Source organism: Aquitalea sp. ASV11, from assembly GCF_016429185.1.
GTDB lineage: Bacteria > Pseudomonadota > Gammaproteobacteria > Burkholderiales > Chromobacteriaceae > Aquitalea > Aquitalea pelogenes.
The window spans coordinates 35044-50583 of record NZ_JAELUD010000010.1 but is presented as its reverse complement, the minus strand read 5'-3'; the positions used below and the strand labels follow the sequence as shown (position 1 = coordinate 50583).

The 15540-nt window shown below is 58.6% G+C and carries 15 protein-coding genes and 1 pseudogene; 9 read left to right on the top strand and 7 right to left on the bottom strand.

The window, feature by feature from the left end; genetic code table 11:
• Positions 1-31: 31 nt before the first annotated feature.
• Positions 32-562 carry a hemerythrin domain-containing protein gene (locus JHD62_RS05535; protein ID WP_062790049.1) on the bottom strand — a complete coding sequence of 177 codons (531 nt, stop codon included), beginning with the start codon at positions 560-562 and terminating at the stop codon, positions 32-34.
• 74 nt (positions 563-636) lie between these two features.
• On the opposite strand from JHD62_RS05535, the pseudogene JHD62_RS22830 reads away from it, so the two are divergent.
• Together JHD62_RS22830 and ampD are read left to right on the top strand one after the other, a co-directional pair.
• A pseudogene (locus JHD62_RS22830) lies at positions 637-1194 on the top strand (GNAT family N-acetyltransferase); the annotation flags it as partial.
• A gap of 9 nt (positions 1195-1203) precedes the next feature.
• On the top strand, positions 1204-1779 hold the full coding sequence (gene ampD / locus JHD62_RS22495) for a 1,6-anhydro-N-acetylmuramyl-L-alanine amidase AmpD (RefSeq protein WP_233160661.1): 576 nt from the start codon (positions 1204-1206) through the stop codon (positions 1777-1779).
• A gap of 246 nt (positions 1780-2025) precedes the next feature.
• Here ampD and kup read toward each other — a convergent pair whose 3' ends face one another.
• Positions 2026-3891: a low affinity potassium transporter Kup gene (gene kup, locus JHD62_RS05525; RefSeq protein WP_199102087.1), complete on the bottom strand. Its 1866-nt coding sequence runs from the start codon at positions 3889-3891 to the stop codon at positions 2026-2028.
• A gap of 296 nt (positions 3892-4187) precedes the next feature.
• On the opposite strand from kup, the gene JHD62_RS05520 reads away from it, so the two are divergent.
• The 3 genes from JHD62_RS05520 to JHD62_RS05510 are packed head-to-tail and all read left to right on the top strand — an operon-like array spanning position 4188 to position 7894.
• Positions 4188-5894 (top strand): proline--tRNA ligase, encoded by a 1707-nt coding sequence (locus JHD62_RS05520; RefSeq protein WP_199102086.1) that lies wholly within the window; start codon positions 4188-4190, stop codon positions 5892-5894.
• Complete coding sequence (locus tag JHD62_RS05515) at positions 5894-6532, top strand: lytic transglycosylase domain-containing protein (protein WP_199102085.1); 639 nt, start codon at positions 5894-5896, stop codon at positions 6530-6532. The genes JHD62_RS05520 and JHD62_RS05515 overlap by 1 nt, the downstream gene beginning before the upstream one ends.
• 54 nt (positions 6533-6586) lie before the next feature.
• Positions 6587-7894, top strand: coding sequence for an Nramp family divalent metal transporter (locus JHD62_RS05510; RefSeq protein ID WP_199102084.1), 1308 nt, complete (start codon positions 6587-6589; stop codon positions 7892-7894).
• A gap of 246 nt (positions 7895-8140) precedes the next feature.
• Here the strand turns inward: JHD62_RS05510 and JHD62_RS05505 are convergent, their stop codons facing one another.
• From JHD62_RS05505 to JHD62_RS05485, 5 genes are all read right to left on the bottom strand, one after another.
• Positions 8141-8638 carry a MarR family winged helix-turn-helix transcriptional regulator gene (locus JHD62_RS05505; protein ID WP_199102083.1) on the bottom strand — a complete coding sequence of 166 codons (498 nt, stop codon included), beginning with the start codon at positions 8636-8638 and terminating at the stop codon, positions 8141-8143.
• Between the two features lie 226 nt (positions 8639-8864).
• Entirely contained in the window at positions 8865-9404 is a 540-nt protein-coding gene (locus tag JHD62_RS05500) for an RDD family protein (RefSeq protein ID WP_199102082.1), read from the bottom strand.
• Between the two features lie 21 nt (positions 9405-9425).
• Complete coding sequence (locus JHD62_RS05495) at positions 9426-9815, bottom strand: DUF3106 domain-containing protein (RefSeq protein WP_199102081.1); 390 nt, start codon at positions 9813-9815, stop codon at positions 9426-9428.
• Positions 9808-10194 carry a DUF3619 family protein gene (locus JHD62_RS05490; protein ID WP_199102080.1) on the bottom strand — a complete coding sequence of 129 codons (387 nt, stop codon included), beginning with the start codon at positions 10192-10194 and terminating at the stop codon, positions 9808-9810. The genes JHD62_RS05495 and JHD62_RS05490 overlap by 8 nt, the downstream gene beginning before the upstream one ends.
• Positions 10191-10757 (bottom strand): RNA polymerase sigma factor, encoded by a 567-nt coding sequence (locus JHD62_RS05485; RefSeq protein ID WP_199102079.1) that lies wholly within the window; start codon positions 10755-10757, stop codon positions 10191-10193. The genes JHD62_RS05490 and JHD62_RS05485 overlap by 4 nt, the downstream gene beginning before the upstream one ends.
• A 225-nt stretch (positions 10758-10982) precedes the next feature.
• Between JHD62_RS05485 and ilvB the strand changes: the two genes are divergently transcribed.
• From ilvB to pssA, 4 genes are all read left to right on the top strand, one after another.
• Complete coding sequence (gene ilvB, locus JHD62_RS05480; RefSeq protein ID WP_045845779.1) at positions 10983-12749, top strand: biosynthetic-type acetolactate synthase large subunit; 1767 nt, start codon at positions 10983-10985, stop codon at positions 12747-12749.
• Positions 12750-12759: 10 nt separating this feature from the next.
• Positions 12760-13251 (top strand): acetolactate synthase small subunit, encoded by a 492-nt coding sequence (gene ilvN, locus JHD62_RS05475; protein WP_045845778.1) that lies wholly within the window; start codon positions 12760-12762, stop codon positions 13249-13251.
• A gap of 64 nt (positions 13252-13315) precedes the next feature.
• Positions 13316-14332 (top strand): ketol-acid reductoisomerase, encoded by a 1017-nt coding sequence (gene ilvC, locus JHD62_RS05470; RefSeq protein WP_045845777.1) that lies wholly within the window; start codon positions 13316-13318, stop codon positions 14330-14332.
• Positions 14333-14563: 231 nt separating this feature from the next.
• Positions 14564-15313 (top strand): CDP-diacylglycerol--serine O-phosphatidyltransferase, encoded by a 750-nt coding sequence (gene pssA / locus JHD62_RS05465; protein ID WP_370541034.1) that lies wholly within the window; start codon positions 14564-14566, stop codon positions 15311-15313.
• Positions 15314-15540: the final 227 nt, after the last annotated feature.

Genomic DNA, 15540 nt, shown 5'->3' with positions numbered 1-15540 from the left:
TCCTTTTCTGTTTTACGACACCGGCTGTTGTTCAGCAGGCTTGCTGGCGGCGCTGGGCCATGCGCAAGCCTGCATTGCGCAGTTCATCTGCGTTCAGCGTGGCGGCGGCAGTGGGAATCAGCCAGGCCTCTTCGGAAGCTGCATGTTCCCGGTATTGCCGAACGAATTCGGCCACCGCGTTTTCGCTGATGCTGTCCAGTTCGCCATTGCGCAGGGCGCGCAAGTCGTCGCGGATGGCATTCCAGCACGAGTGCAGATAGCCGTGCTCGGCTTCCAGCTGCTCGATGCGCGGGGCGGCCGTGGGGACGCGTTCCAGCAGGATGGGGAACAGCTCCTCCTCCTCGTCGATGTGGTGGGCCGGGCCGGCGACGTCAAAGTAACGGATCACACCGTCGATGGTGTTCTTCACCGCCTCATTGACGCCATGTTCGGTGATATAGCCCGGTAGCTGGTCCAGCTGATCGCAAAAGCGGCGGATCTTGTCATGACAGGCCAGTAGCATGTCCAGTGGTTGTTCGAAACTGGCGCTGCTGGTGTTGCCAATATCATTCAGGGTAAGCATGGTGGGTGGCCTCAAGCTGGGAGAATGGTTCGAGTGTGCCGTGCTGCAATGCAAAAAACCATGATTCTGCTCAAATGCATCACACAGAATGGGCTACCGGCGTTCAGGCTGGCACAATGCCTTATTGTGCGCCCGGCCTGCCGCTGACGGAAACATTCATGCAGGCCACGCCGCCATTGGCAATTCGAAAGGTGGAAATGGATATTCCCTTTGTCGTCAAGGATGTAACGCTGAGTGACCCGGCCTTGGCCGCGGAGGTATTGCGCATCCAGCTGCAGGCGCATCAGGTAGAGGCGAAGTGGCTGGATTATCCGGCATTGCCATTGCTGTGGCGGGACATCACCCAGGTGATGGCTTGCTCCGACCGGGTCATCGGTGCATTCGAAGGCGAAACCTTGCGCGGCGTGCTGGTGGCAAGCAGGCGTCAGCAAGGCGGCTGGCATATCGAGCGAACCGTGGTGGACCCGGCCTGCTTTGCCTCAGGCTGGGGTTATCGCCTGCTCAATCATCTGCTGGCCGGTGCTGACGAAGTCAGTGTGGATACTGCAGAGGTCAATCAGGCTGCCATTGCCCTGTACCACAAGGCCGGTTTCGTTCTGCAACAACGCTGGACAGTGCCGGATGGCCTGGTGCTGTGGCGCATGTTGTACTGCGCCAACCGCTTGCAACCGGTGCTGCATCTTGAACCCAGCGGCTGGGTGCGTGAAGCCAGGCAGATTCCCTCGCCCAATTGTGATGCTCGCGAACATGGCCAGCCCGAGCTGCTGGTCATTCATAACATCAGCCTGCCGCCATACCGTTATGGCAGTCAGGCCGTGGAGCAGTTGTTCACCAACAGCCTGAATCCGGACGAAGATCCGTTTTTCGCCAGCATTCACCAGCTGCGGGTATCGGCCCATTTCTTTATCCGGCGCAGTGGCCAGCTGGTGCAGTTTGTCCCGGTGCAGTCCCGGGCCTGGCACGCCGGGGTCTCCAGCTGGCAGGGCCGCGAGCGCTGTAATGATTTTTCCATCGGTGTTGAGATGGAAGGCTGCGATTTCGAACCCTTTGCCGATGCCCAGTACCAGATGTTGCTGGCGCTGATCGAGACCTTGCGTCAGCACCTGCCGTTACGGGCAATGACCGGGCATGAAGACATTGCTCCGGGGCGCAAGACCGATCCCGGCCCCTTCTTTGACTGGGCCCGTGTCCGTGCCCGGATTGACCTGCCGGCGTAGTGTTGCCACTACATAGTAAAATTTCATCCGTTTTGCATCATTTGGCCGCTTGCTTCGGAGCGGCCATTTTTGTTGCAAGTGGCTGCATCAAAACCTGATTGCAACCTGATTTTTTATATAAATAACTGATAAATAAAGAAAAAGTTGAATGCTGGATTGGGCTTGTAAACGATTACATCAGGTGATTTTGCTTGGGCAAATAAAAAAGGCAGGCTAAAAAGCCTGCCTTTTGATGTAGTGACTTGACTACAGTTCGACCTGGGCACCCAGTTCCACCACACGGTTGGTGGGAATCTGGAAGAAGTCGGTTGCACGCAGTGCGTTCTTGCTCATCCACACGAACAGGCGTTCGCGCCAGCGTGCCATACCCGGCCGCTCGGTGGAAATGATGGTTTCGCGCGACAGGAAGAAGGACGTATCCATCAGTTCGAAGGCCAGGCCATCGCGCTCGCACAGCGACAGTACGTTCAGCACGCTCGGGTCTTCCTTGAAGCCGTAACGTGCCACCACACGCCAGAACGATGGCGACAGCTGCACCACTTCCAGACGCGAATCCTCATTGATGTAAGGCACGTCCTCGGTGCGGATCGTCATCAGCACGATGCGCTCGTGCAGCACCTTGTTGTGCTTGAGGTTATGCAGCAGGGCATGCGGCACACCATGCAGGGTGCTGGTGAGGAACACCGCCGTGCCCTGTACGCGGGTGGGCGGGAAGGCTTCCAGGTTTTCGATGAAGCTGTCCAGCGGCAGTGCCTGTTCGCGCAGACGGTCGAACAGCAGCTTGCGACCCTGCTTCCAGGTGGTCATCAGCATGAAGATGATCATGCCCAATACCAGTGGCAGCCAGCCGCCGGAGAACAGCTTGAGCAGGTTGGCACTAAAGAAGGCAAAGTCGATGATGCCGAACAGTACCGTGACGAACAGGGCCAACGGCAGTGGCCAGCGCCAGTTGACGCGTGCCACCACGAAGAAGAGCAAGGTGGTGATCAGCATGGTACCGGTGACGGCAATGCCGTAGGCCGAGGCCAGGCTGTCGGAAGTCTGGAAGGTCAGAACAACGACCAGCACGGCAACCAGCAAGGCCCAGTTGACGAAGGGCAGGTAGATCTGGCCGATTTCTTTCTCGGAGGTATGGGAAATCTCCATACGCGGGCTATAACCCAGCTGGATGGCCTGGCGGGTGAGCGAATAGGCACCGGAAATCACCGCCTGCGAGGCAATCACCGTGGCCAGGGTGGCCAGGATGATCAAGGGCAGCAGGGCCCATTGCGGTGCCAGCATGAAAAAGGGGTTTTCAATGGCCTTGGGATTGATCATCAGCAACGCGCCTTGGCCAAAGTAATTGAGTACCAGTGCGGGGAGCACCAGACCGTACCAAGCCAAGCGGATAGGTTTCTTGCCGAAGTGCCCCATGTCGGCGTATAGCGCTTCCGCACCGGTCAAGGCCAGTACCACAGAACCCAATGTCAGGTAGGCACCAACACCGTGCTGAAGCAGAAACCGGATTGCATGCAAGGGGTTGATCGCGGCCAGTACCGCAGGGGCTTGCACAATCTGCAGCAGGCCGAGCACACCGATGGTGAAGAACCAGAATGTCATCACCGGGCCGAACAACATGCCGACACTGGCGGTGCCGAAGCGTTGCAGAATAAAGAGAAACACCAATACCACCACGGCCAGCGGCAAGATGTAGGGCCCCATGCTGGGACTGAGTACTTTCAGACCTTCAGCAGCGGACAGTACCGAAATGGCTGGAGTGATGATGGCGTCACCGTAGAACAGCGAGGCTCCGAACAGACCGAGCAGCACAATTTTCCAGCGGGCTGCATGGGTGACATAGTGCCGGGCCAGCGCCATCAGCGCCATGATGCCGCCTTCGCCATGGTTGTCGGCCCGCAGCACGAAGGCGACGTACTTGATCGATACCACGAAGATCAGCGACCAGAAGATCAAGGACAAGATGCCAAGAATGTTTTCCGGGCTGGTCGCCATGTTATGGGCGGTAAAGCATTGCTGCAGGGTATAGAGCGGGCTGGTACCGATATCCCCGTACACCACGCCCAGCGCAGCCAGCGTCAATCCGGCCATGGCTTGTTTATTGTGAGCCTGCATGATTTATGTGTGACTTCTATTGTGGGTTAAGCATGCAATCGCCATCCATCCCGTCTTGTTGCACTGCGGAATTCAGTATGGCCTGTGAGCGCGAAGGTTACTACTGAGTCAGGACAGCGCCAAGCTAATGCTGCATTGCCGGTTGCTTTCCCTGCAGGCTTGTCGGCGGAAAGCCACAATGTCGTCATGATTGGTCTGCATGGGGCGGCTGGTGGCTTGCGCTGTCAGGATGCTTTCCCGCCAGCCGTGCAAAACGCTACAATCAACCCTATTTAGCCGAATACCAAGGACGCATCATGCGCGCATCGCAGTTTTTCATTTCCACCCTGAAAGAAGCCCCCGCCGACGCCGACATCACCAGCCAGAAGCTGATGATTCGTGCCGGTTTCATCCGCAAGGTTGCTGCCGGTATCTACTCCTGGATGCCGATGGGCCTGCGCGTGGTGCGCAAGGTGGAAAACATCGTGCGCGAAGAAATGAACCGTGCCGGTGCCATCGAAGTCTCGCTGCCGGTGGTACAACCGGCCGGCCTGTGGCAGGAATCTGGTCGCTGGGACACCATGGGCGAGGAAATGCTGCGCTTCAAGGACCGCCACGAGCGTGACTTCGCCCTGCAGCCGACGGCCGAGGAAGTCATCACCGACATTGCCCGCAGCGAACTGCGCAGCTATCGCGCCTTGCCGAAAAACTTCTACCAGATCCAGACCAAGTTCCGCGACGAGCGTCGTCCGCGCTTTGGTGTGATGCGTGGCCGCGAGTTCACCATGAAGGATGCCTACTCCTTCGACCGCAGCGCCGAAGCTGCCGGTGTGAGCTACGACAATATGTATGCCGCCTATTGCCGCATTTTTGACCGTATGGGCCTGACCTACCGTGCCGTGGCTGCCGACACCGGCGCCATCGGCGGTGACCGCTCGCACGAATTCCAGGTGATTGCCGATACCGGCGAAGATGCCATCATCTACTGCCCGGATTCCGACTACGCTGCCAATATCGAGCTGGCCGAAGCCGTGGCCCCGGCCGGTGAGCGCCCGGCCGCCAGCGCTGCGCTGACCAAGGTGCATACCCCCAAGGTAAAAACCATTGCCGAGCTGGTGGATTTCCTGTCCATCGACATCAAGAGCACCGTCAAGGCGCTGGTGGTGGAAGGCAGCGAAGGCGAAGCCGTGCTGATGCTGGTGCGCGGCGACCACGAACTGAACGAAGTGAAGGCCGAAAAAGTGGCCGGCATCAAGAAGCCGCTGACCATGGCATCACCGGCCATCATCCGTGAGGCTTTCGGTGCCAATCCGGGTTCGCTGGGCCCGGTCGGCTTCAAGGGTCGCATCATTGCCGACCGCACCGTGGCCAAGATGGCCGACTTTGTCATCGGTGCCAACGAAGATGACCAGCACTACACCGGTGCCAACTTCGGTCGTGACTGTGCCGAGCCGGAAGTGGCCGACATCCGCAATGTGGTGGCAGGCGACCCCAGCCCGGATGGCAAGGGCGTGCTGGCCATCCAGCGCGGCATCGAAGTAGGCCATGTGTTCTACCTGGGCACCAAGTACTCCGCCGCCATGAACGCCACCTTCCTGGACGAAGACGGCAAACCGAAACCGTTCGAGATGGGCTGCTACGGCATCGGTGTTACCCGTATCCTGGGTGCCGCCATCGAACAGAACCACGACGACAAGGGCATGATCTGGCCGGATAATATCGCCCCGTTTGCCGTGGCCATCTGCCCGGTCGGTTACGATCGCTCCGCCGAAGTGAAGGCCGCTGCCGACAGCCTGTACGCCGGTCTGCTGGCCAAGGGTGTGGACGTGATTCTGGATGACCGTGGCGAACGCCCGGGTGCCATGTTTGCCGACTGGGAGCTGATTGGCGCGCCGCATCGTGTCACCATCGGCGATCGTGGCCTGAAGGAAGGCAAGGTCGAGTACCAGCAGCGTCGTGATGCTGCGGCAACGCCCGTCGCTGCAGATGCTATTCTGGAACATCTGCTCGCCAAACTGTCCTGATGAAAATCCTCCTGCCGCTGCTTGCCCTGTCCACCATGCTGGCCTGTTCGCCAGTATGGGCGGGTGCGCAGCGCGAGGAGGCACTGGCTGCAAATGTGGCATCGGCAATGAGCCGTACCATTGCCGATGTCAACGCGCCGCGGCTGGTGTTTGACACCCCGCAGGAAGGCCAGGCCTGGCTGGCCGAGATGTCGCGCCGCCTGCAAAAGCGTATTCCGGACAGCTGGATGCGCGAACACCTGCTCACTGCCATTCAATACGAGGCCACCCGCGCCGGGCTGGACCCGCAAATGGTGCTGGGCCTGATCCAGGTGGAAAGCGGTTTCAACAAATACGCCATTTCCCCTGCCGGTGCCCGTGGCCTGATGCAGGTGATGCCCTTCTGGGTAAGGCAAATTGGCAACCCGCAGCACAATCTGTTCGAACTCACGCTCAACCTGCGCTATGGCTGCACCATCCTGCGCCATTATCTGGACATGGAGCGTGGCAATCTCTATCGCGCACTGGGCCGCTACAACGGCAGCCTGGGTCGGCCGGAATATCCCAATCTGGTGATTGGCGCCTGGAAAAAACAATGGTCATGGACTGCGCCTATACCAGTCAAAGTGGCTGGTAGTAACCTGCCTTTAGGTCAGTAGACTTTGCACGCAAATAGCGTGCATTTTTCTTTCCTCTTCGCTTGAGGATGTTGCATGTTTTCCCTCCCCCGCACGGCAACCGCTCCGTTTTGTCCCGCTGAAGTACAAGGCAGCATCCGTATTGATGCCCGCGCGCCCTGGTGGCAGCGGCTGCGCCGTTTTGCCGGCCCCGGTTTGCTGGTGGCGGTGGGGTATATGGACCCGGGCAACTGGGCGACCGATATCGAGGCCGGTTCTCGCTTTGGCTATGGCCTGTTGTGGATTGTGGTGCTGTCCAGCCTGGTGGCCATGGTATTGCAACTGATGGCTGCCCGGCTTGGCCTGGTCACGGGGCAGGATCTGGCCCAGGCCAGCAGCGCCTATTACGGGCCCACCGGCAGGGTGGTGCAGTGGCTGAGCGCAGAAGTGTCGATTATTGCCTGCGATGTGGCCGAGGTACTGGGCTGCGCCCTGGCATTCAAATTGTTGTTTGGCATCCCGCTGGCCTGGGGGGTGGTGCTGACGGCATTTGATACCGTCATCGTGCTGGGCATGAAGGGCAAGGGTTTCCGGCAGATCGAGGCCGTGGTGCTGGGGCTGATTGCCACCATCGCACTGTGTTTTGCCATCCAGGTGTTCATGGTGGGGCCGGATTGGCCGGCAGTGGCACGTGGCCTCTTGCCTTCCAATCCAGGAGGTGACCTGCACCAGGCCGTGGTATTGGGCCTGGGCATTGTCGGTGCCACCATCATGCCGCACAACCTGTACCTGCACTCCTCTGTGGTGCAAACCCGCAAGGTGGAAAGCGGCAAACACAGCCTGCGTGATACGCTGGCGCTGTGTCGGGTGGACACGGTGGTGTCGCTGCTGCTGGCCATGCTGGTGAATGGTGCCATTCTGGTTCTGGCTGGTACTGCTTTTCATGCGGTGGGCCAGCCGGTGGTGGACGATATCGAACAGGCTTACCAGTTGATTACCCCGCTGGCTGGCGGTGCGGCAGCCTTGCTGTTTGGCCTTGCCTTGCTGGCGTCCGGGCAAAGCTCCACGCTGACCGGCACGGTGGCCGGGCAGGTAATCATGGATGGTTTCCTGCATATCCGCATTCCGTGTTATCAACGTCGGCTGATTACCCGTGGTCTGGCCTTGCTACCTGCCTTGCTAGGCGTATTGCTGCTGGGTGAGGGTGCGGTGGGACGCATGCTGGTGTGGAGCCAGGTGGTACTCAGCCTGCAATTGCCACTGGCGATGTGGCCCTTGCTGCGTTTGACGTCCAGCCGTCAGCACATGGGTGCGTTTGCCTTGTCTCCGTTGATGCAGACGGTGGGCTGGTTATTGTTCATGCTGATCTGCGGCGCCAATCTGCTGCTGATCATTGGCCTGTAAGCAATAAAAAAGCCGCCATAAGGCGGCTTTCAGGCTGCTGATCAAGTGATTTGGTGCGATTTCACTGGACCCGGCAAAGCCGGGCCTTTTGATGAAGTGACTGATTCTGCAGCCTTCCCATCTATTCCCTATCCCCCCGCCCTTACCCTGTAAGGGAGCCTCGCTTTCTTTTCAGAAAGCGAGAGGGGGTTGTCAAAAATAAAAAAGCCGCCATAAGGCGGCTTTTTTATTGAGTGGGTGTGGTGTTCAGTCTTCCTGCGTTTGCAGCAGTTTCTTCAACAGTCCGGCCAGCTGTACTTTTTCGGCATCATCCAGGTTTTCCATCAGTTCGGCCTCGGCGGCCAGATGGTTGACCACGGCTTCTTCGATCACGGCAAAGCCCTTGGCGCTCAGGGTGACAATCACGCCGCGGCGGTCTTCCGGGTCGGGCGAGCGGGTGACCAGGCCGGCTTCTTCCAGGCGGTTGATACGGTTGGTCAGCGCGCCGGAGGAAATCAGCACCATGCCTTGCAGCTGATTGGGCGACAGCTGGTAGGGCTCGCCACGGCGGCGCAAGGCTGCCAGCACGTCAAATTCACCGACATTCAGGTTGTAGCGGGCCAGATCCTGCAGGACTCGGCGGGTAATGAAATACTCCATCCGCACGATGCGGCCAATCACGTGGGTGGACGAAGCGTCCAGCTCGGGGCGTACTTCATTCCAGAGGGCGACGATGCGGTCGATCTGATCAGGCTGTTGATGCATTCTGCGATTTTCCAGGTAAGGGAGGGGCGTGGCTTTCCGTTCCGGGCGCAAAGCGTATCATGAGTTGTCGGTGAAGTATCTTTTCTTGAAGATATTTACGGGCGATTGAATAGCCTGCCGCAGCAGCTGCCCGGCTGCCATGTCAGGCCAGGCGGGCCATTCGCCCGTTCAGCCTGATCGGGTATCTATCAGCAGCCTGTGGGCAAACTTGCCACAGGCCGGTGACTCAGGCCGCTTGCTTGCCTTTGCCCGGGTGGGGAGCCTTGGGCAAGGTGATCTGGCGGGTGCGGGCCAGCCTGTCGTGCAGGAACAGGCGTTCCTTGTCGTAAAAGGCTGCCAGGTAGGGCAGGGCACACCAGGCCAGTGAAATCAGCAGGGCTTCGCGGCCATGGCCCAGATTGCGCGACCAGGCCAGGTAGGAGATGGCTGGCATGCCGACAAACAGCAACAGGGCGATGACATAACGGAAACCGGCCTGACGCCAGTCAACCAGTTGATTGTCATCCAGGCGTACCAGCTTGAGACGCCACGCCTTCATGGCAACGGTCTGGCCGGACTTGACCCAGCTGCTGCCGAAATAACCAAACAGACTGCCAGCCAGGGCCAGCTGGGCCAGCAGGTCCAGCAGCAGCGAGCGTCCCAGCCAGGCTTGCAGGCCGGTCATCACGGCAGAAACGGTAAGCAACAGGGCGGCAATCAGCAGCAGCTCGTAAAACTGGCTGCACAGTCGGCGGCCAATACTGGCGTCGGGAAACAATGAAGGCATGAAATGGAAGCGAGTAGGAGGTTAACCGGAAGCTTGTGGTCTGGATGCGGCCTGTTTCAGCCGCTGGATGGCTTTTTCCCGCTCGGCCGGTGACAGGCCTTGCAGGGTTTTCCAGTTGTTGCGGATTTGCTGGCGTTGTTCCAGCGTCAGGTCCGACCAGATCTTCAGCTTGCTTTGCAGCCGCAGTTTACCGGCAGCATCCAGACTGCGGTACTCCGGCACGATGGCCAGCAGGTTTTTCTTTTTTTCCGGTGCGTAACGGTCCCATTCGCTGGCCAGCGGTGCCATCACGGTTTGTTGTTCGCTATCCAGCTGGTCCCAGCGCGGGTTGTTCAGCGGACTGGCGCTCACTGGCATGGCCAGCAGGCTGCCCAGCAAGACAAGTGGCAGGACATGGCGTGGCTTAGTCATGGAGATTGCCTGTGAAGTGCGGGTCCATGAACGCTTCCAGCGGCAGTTCGTGCGACAGGATGGCGGCATCAACGGCTTCTTCTTCCATCAGCAAGCCTTCAGCCAGCCATACGCCGGTGCTGGCTACCATGGCAAAACCGAGCGCCAGTGCGCTGCGGCGCAGTGCCTGGGTATGGCGCAGCACCCACAGGCCAAGTTGTTCACCTAGCGACGGTGGCTGGGCAATGCGCTGGTCAAAGCGCGCCATTGCCTGTTCACGCGCTTGTTGCAGGCCGTGTCTGATGTTGGGGTCCACGTCCTGTGCGGGATGATTCAGGATGCGGTTGACGGAGCGGGTCAGCTTTTCTTCCCCGCCAAGTGGGTGGTTCGAAGGTTTCATAACACCACTCCTTTTTGCTGCAGGATGGCGGCCAGGGTATGCGTGGCGCGCGAACAATGGGTTTTGACGCTGCCTTCAGAGCAGCCCATCACCCTGGCCGTCTCGGCAACATCCAGTCCTTCCCAGTAACGCAGCAGAAAGGCCTCGCGTTGACGGGTGGGCAGCAGTTGCACCGCGCCGTCAATCAGCTGGGCCACTTCCTTGCGGGCATACCATTTCTCCGGGTTGCTGCTGGCCTCATCCGCGGCGATGTTGAGCGTTTCCAGCGGGTCGGCGGTTTCGTCTTCCTCACGTACCGGCAGCAGGGACGACAGCAAGGTGCCAAAGAAATTCCTGACCTTGGCCCGGCGGAAATGGTCGCGAATGGTGTTTTGCAGGATACGCTGGAAGATCAGCGGCAATTCGGCCGCCGGTGCGTGGGCGTAGCGGTCCGCCAGCTTCATCATGGCGTCCTGCACGATATCCAGCGCATTTTCGTCGTTGCGAACGGCGTAAAAGGCTTGCTTGTAGGCGCGGCGTTCCACCGACAGCAGAAAGTCGGCCATTTCCTTGCGGCTTGCCATGTGGGAAGGGGATTCAGGTTGATGCCAGCCGAAGATAGTAGCAGAGCCGGGCAGGCAAGACCACCCCGGGGATTTCCCTGTTTTTACCGTGGCTTAGCGCGTTTTTGCACCTGCACAAAAGCCTTGACCATTATTTGAGGGATACGCTAAGGTCTTCCATCACAACGGGATGAAACACAAGTCAATTGCCAAGATTGACTGCAAGACAAGACAAAGAGGCACAAGATGCAGATATCGGGCGCGGAAATCCTGGTCCGTTGCCTGCAGGAAGAAGGGGTCGAATTTCTGTTCGGCTACCCCGGCGGCGCAGTTCTGGAAATTTATGATGCCATCTTCCGGCAGGACAAATTCAAGCACGTTCTGGTACGTCATGAGCAGGCTGCCGTGCACGCGGCTGATGCTTACTCGCGTTCCAGCGACAAGGTGGGCGTTGCACTGGTGACCTCCGGTCCGGGTGCCACCAATGCCGTTACCGGCATTGCCACGGCCTATATGGACTCCATTCCGATGGTGGTGATTTCCGGTCAGGTGGCCACTCCGGCCATTGGTCTGGACGCCTTCCAGGAAGTAGACATGGTGGGCATTACCCGCCCGTGTGTGAAGCACAACTTCCTGGTCAAGGACATCAACGACCTGGCAGCCACCATCAAGAAAGCCTTTTACATTGCCAAGAGCGGCCGTCCCGGCCCCGTGGTAGTGGATATTCCCAAGGATGTCACCCAGCAAAGTGCCGAATTCCACTACCCGGAAAACGTGCACATCCGTTCCTATGTGCCTGCCACACGCGGCCATCCGGGACAGATCAAGAAGGCCATCAACCTTCTGCTGGAAGCCAAGCGTCCGTACATTTATGTCGGTGGCGGTGCCGTACAGGGCAATGCCGCGGCCGAAGTCACCGAGCTGGTCAAATCGCTGGGCCTGCCGTGTACCAACACCCTGATGGGCCTGGGTGCCTATCCGGGTTCCGATCCGCAATTCCTCGGCATGCTGGGCATGCACGGTACTTACGAAGCCAATATGGCGATGCAGTACTGTGACGTGCTGATTGCCATCGGTGCGCGCTTTGACGACCGCGTGATCAGCGTGCCCTCGCACTTCCTGTCGCAGCCGAAGAAGATCATCCACATCGATGTGGACCCGTCTTCCATTTCCAAGCGCGTGAAGGTGGACGTACCCATCGTGGGCGACGTCAAGCACGTGCTGCGTGAAATGCTGGACATCCTGCGTCAGTCCGGTCAGAAGCCGGATGCAGGCCATCTGGCTGGCTGGTGGAAGCAGATCGAAGAATGGCGTGGCCACAACTGTCTGCTGTACACCCCGTCCACCGAGCTGATCAAGCCGCAATACGTGGTGGAAAAGCTGTACGAGATCACCGGCGGCAAGGCCATCATCGCCTCTGATGTGGGACAGCATCAGATGTGGGCAGCGCAGTATTACAAGTTCGACAATCCAAAGCAGTGGCTCAATTCCGGCGGCTTGGGTACCATGGGCTTCGGTTTGCCGGCAGCCATGGGCGCGCAACTGGCCAATCCGGATGCAACCGTCGCCTGTATCACCGGCGAAGGCTCCATCCAGATGAACATCCAGGAGCTGTCCACCTGCAAGCAATACCATACCCCGGTCAAGGTGGTGGCGCTGAACAACCGCTACCTGGGCATGGTGCGCCAGTGGCAGGAATTCTTCTACGGAACCCGGTACTCCGAGTCCTACATGGACGCGTTGCCGGACTTCGTGAAGGTAGCCGAGGCTTATGGCCACGTTGGCTTCAAGATTGAAAACCCGTCCGATGTGGAACCGGTTTTGCGCGAGGCGTTTGGCCCTGCGTTGAAGGAGCGCCTGGTATTCCTCGACTTCCGTACTGATCAGTCCGAGAACGTGTTCCCGATGATCCAGAACGGCAAGGGCCTGGACCAGATGGACTTGCCGCCGCACATGCGCGATGTCCAGCAGCTTCCTTTCGAGAACAACCGTGACTACGGCAATATGTGCTGAGGCGGACGGTATGAGACATATTCTTTCGATCTTGCTGGAAAACGAAGCGGGCGCACTGTCCCGCGTGGTGGGCCTGTTTTCGGCCCGGGCTTACAACATTGACTCTCTGACGGTGTCGACAACCGAGGACGCGACACTGTCACGGATGACGATCGTCACGCATGGTTCTGACGAAGTCATCGAGCAGATCACCAAGCAGCTCAACAAGCTGATCGAGGTGGTCAAGGTGATAGACCTCAATGAATCCGAGCACATCGAACGCGAGATGATGCTGATCAAGGTGCGCGCTACCGGCAAGGACCGGGAAGAAATGAAGCGCATGGCGGATATTTTCCGCGGTCGCATCATCGATGTTACGGAAAAGACATACACCATCGAGCTGACTGGTACGAGCGACAAGCTGGGGGCCTTTATCGAGGCCATTGACCGCGCAGTGATCCTGGAAACGGTCCGTACTGGCGCATCCGGCATTGGCCGTGGTGAACGGGTTCTGAAAATCTGATATATCTATACATCTGGCGGCGGGCCACAGCAGGTGGCCGCCCGGATAACAAGGGACGAAGCAAATGAAAGTGTATTACGACAAGGACGCTGATCTTTCCATCATCAAGGGTAAAAAAGTAGCCATCATCGGTTACGGCTCGCAAGGCCATGCCCACGCCCAGAACCTGAAAGAGTCTGGCGTTGATGTGATTGTTGGTCTGCGCAAGGACGGTGCGTCCTGGAAAAAGGCCGAAGCCGCTGGTCACAAGGTCAAGGAAGTGGCCGAAGCAGTGAAGAAGGCTGATGTCGTGATGATTCTGCTGCCGGACGAATCGCAGCCGGACGTATACCGCAACGAAATCGCCCCGAACATCAAGAAGGGCGCTGCCCTGGCATTCGCCCACGGCTTCAACGTGCATTACAACCAGATCGTTCCGCGTGAAGACCTGGACGTGATCATGGTAGCCCCGAAAGGCCCGGGCCACACCGTGCGTTCCGAATACGTGAAGGGTGGCGGCGTGCCGACCCTGATCGCTGTGTACCAGGACAAGTCCGGCAAGGCCCGTGACGTGGCCCTGTCCTATGCTGCTGCCAACGGCGGCACCAAGGGTGGCGTGATCGAAACCAACTTCCGCGAAGAAACCGAAACCGACCTGTTCGGCGAACAGGCTGTACTGTGTGGCGGCGCGGTAGAACTGGTGAAAGCCGGTTTTGAAACCCTGACCGAAGCCGGTTACGCTCCGGAAATGGCTTACTTCGAATGCCTGCACGAACTGAAGCTGATCGTCGACCTGATGTACGAAGGCGGCATCGCCAACATGAACTACTCCATCTCCAATAACGCGGAGTATGGCGAGTACGTGACCGGCCCGGAAGTGGTGACCTCCGCCACCAAGGAAGCCATGAAAAAGGCCCTGTATCGCATCCAGTCCGGCGAATACGCCAAGATGTTCATCCTGGAAGGCAAGACCAACTATCCGAGCATGACTGCCCGTCGTCGCCTGACCGCCGATCACCCGATCGAGAAGGTTGGTGCCGAACTGCGCGCCATGATGCCCTGGATTTCCAAGAACAAACTGGTCGACCAGTCCAAGAACTGATTTCGAAGTCGGTCAGTGTGCAAAGCCGGGGCAACCCGGCTTTTTTCATTGTCACGGCCCTGCCGGATATGAGTTCTGGCCCGGTTTTGCTGCTGGCAGCGGCTTGGATTAAACTAGACGGTTCTGCGCCTCGGCGCCCGATTTATCCAGATCGTCGACGCATTGATCATCGGCTTGTATTCTTGCCGGTTCAGCGCCGTATCGACTGTTTCGCTTACGGATAACTTCATGATGCATGACCCCGTTCCGGGCAAGCCATCCCTGCGCCGTCAGGGTATTTACCTGCTGCCCAACTCCTTTACCCTGGCCGCGCTGTTTGCCGGTTTCTACGCCATCGTGCAGGCGATGAACCAGAACTTCCAGATTGCCGCCGTCGCCATTTTTGTCGCCATGATCCTGGACGGGATGGACGGCCGCGTTGCCCGGCTGACGCATAGTCAGAGTGCTTTTGGTGCCGAGTTCGACAGCCTGTCGGACATGGTGAGCTTTGGTGTGGCACCGGCACTGGTGGCCTATGAATGGCTGCTCAAGGACATGGGCAAGCTGGGCTGGATGGTGGCTTTCATCCATTGTGCCGGCGCAGCACTGCGGCTGGCCCGTTTCAACACCATGATAGGCAGTACTGACAAACGCTGGTTTACCGGCCTGCCCAGCCCGGCTGCAGCGGCGCTGGTGGCTGGCCTGGTGTGGATCTGCCATGCCTATGACTATACCGGCTTGCCGGGTTTGAAGTGGGTTCTGCTGGGCTTTACCGCCTTTTCCGGCATTACCATGGTGACCAATGTGAAGTTCTGGAGCTTCAAGGAAATCCACCTGCGCCGTCGCGTACCGTTTGTGATGCTGTTGGCGCTGGTGGTGGCTTTGCTGCTGCTGATGTCCGAGCCGCCGCTGGTGCTGTTCGGCTTCTTTGTCTGCTATGCGCTGTCCGGCTATGTGATGGCGGCCTGGCGCTGGTGCAAGCCGAAGCCCGTGATGCTTTGAAGCTGCTGTCGGCTGTACAGATCACCCCGTTGGCGCCTGGCGCAACGGGGTTTTTTATTGCCCGGTGTGATGAAGGCATTGGACAGAGTTGTCCAATTTTTGTCTGAATTGTTCTGATGGATCAATCCGGACACTGACGGCTTTTGGTGTCTGTGGCAGTCAGTTTTTATGAAATATTGGACTTAATGTCCAATATTTGCATATTTGACACAGGATTTTTGATTTTC

Coding starts and splice junctions, on each gene's coding strand:
- JHD62_RS05535 (WP_062790049.1), bottom strand. CDS start 562: ATGCTTACCCTGAATGATATTGGCAACACCAGCAGCGCCAGTTTCGAA.
- ampD (WP_233160661.1), top strand. CDS start 1,204: ATGTTGTACTGCGCCAACCGCTTGCAACCGGTGCTGCATCTTGAACCC.
- kup (WP_199102087.1), bottom strand. CDS start 3,891: ATGCAGGCTCACAATAAACAAGCCATGGCCGGATTGACGCTGGCTGCG.
- JHD62_RS05520 (WP_199102086.1), top strand. CDS start 4,188: ATGCGCGCATCGCAGTTTTTCATTTCCACCCTGAAAGAAGCCCCCGCC.
- JHD62_RS05515 (WP_199102085.1), top strand. CDS start 5,894: ATGAAAATCCTCCTGCCGCTGCTTGCCCTGTCCACCATGCTGGCCTGT.
- JHD62_RS05510 (WP_199102084.1), top strand. CDS start 6,587: ATGTTTTCCCTCCCCCGCACGGCAACCGCTCCGTTTTGTCCCGCTGAA.
- JHD62_RS05505 (WP_199102083.1), bottom strand. CDS start 8,638: ATGCATCAACAGCCTGATCAGATCGACCGCATCGTCGCCCTCTGGAAT.
- JHD62_RS05500 (WP_199102082.1), bottom strand. CDS start 9,404: ATGCCTTCATTGTTTCCCGACGCCAGTATTGGCCGCCGACTGTGCAGC.
- JHD62_RS05495 (WP_199102081.1), bottom strand. CDS start 9,815: ATGACTAAGCCACGCCATGTCCTGCCACTTGTCTTGCTGGGCAGCCTG.
- JHD62_RS05490 (WP_199102080.1), bottom strand. CDS start 10,194: ATGAAACCTTCGAACCACCCACTTGGCGGGGAAGAAAAGCTGACCCGC.
- JHD62_RS05485 (WP_199102079.1), bottom strand. CDS start 10,757: ATGGCAAGCCGCAAGGAAATGGCCGACTTTCTGCTGTCGGTGGAACGC.
- ilvB (WP_045845779.1), top strand. CDS start 10,983: ATGCAGATATCGGGCGCGGAAATCCTGGTCCGTTGCCTGCAGGAAGAA.
- ilvN (WP_045845778.1), top strand. CDS start 12,760: ATGAGACATATTCTTTCGATCTTGCTGGAAAACGAAGCGGGCGCACTG.
- ilvC (WP_045845777.1), top strand. CDS start 13,316: ATGAAAGTGTATTACGACAAGGACGCTGATCTTTCCATCATCAAGGGT.
- pssA (WP_370541034.1), top strand. CDS start 14,564: ATGCATGACCCCGTTCCGGGCAAGCCATCCCTGCGCCGTCAGGGTATT.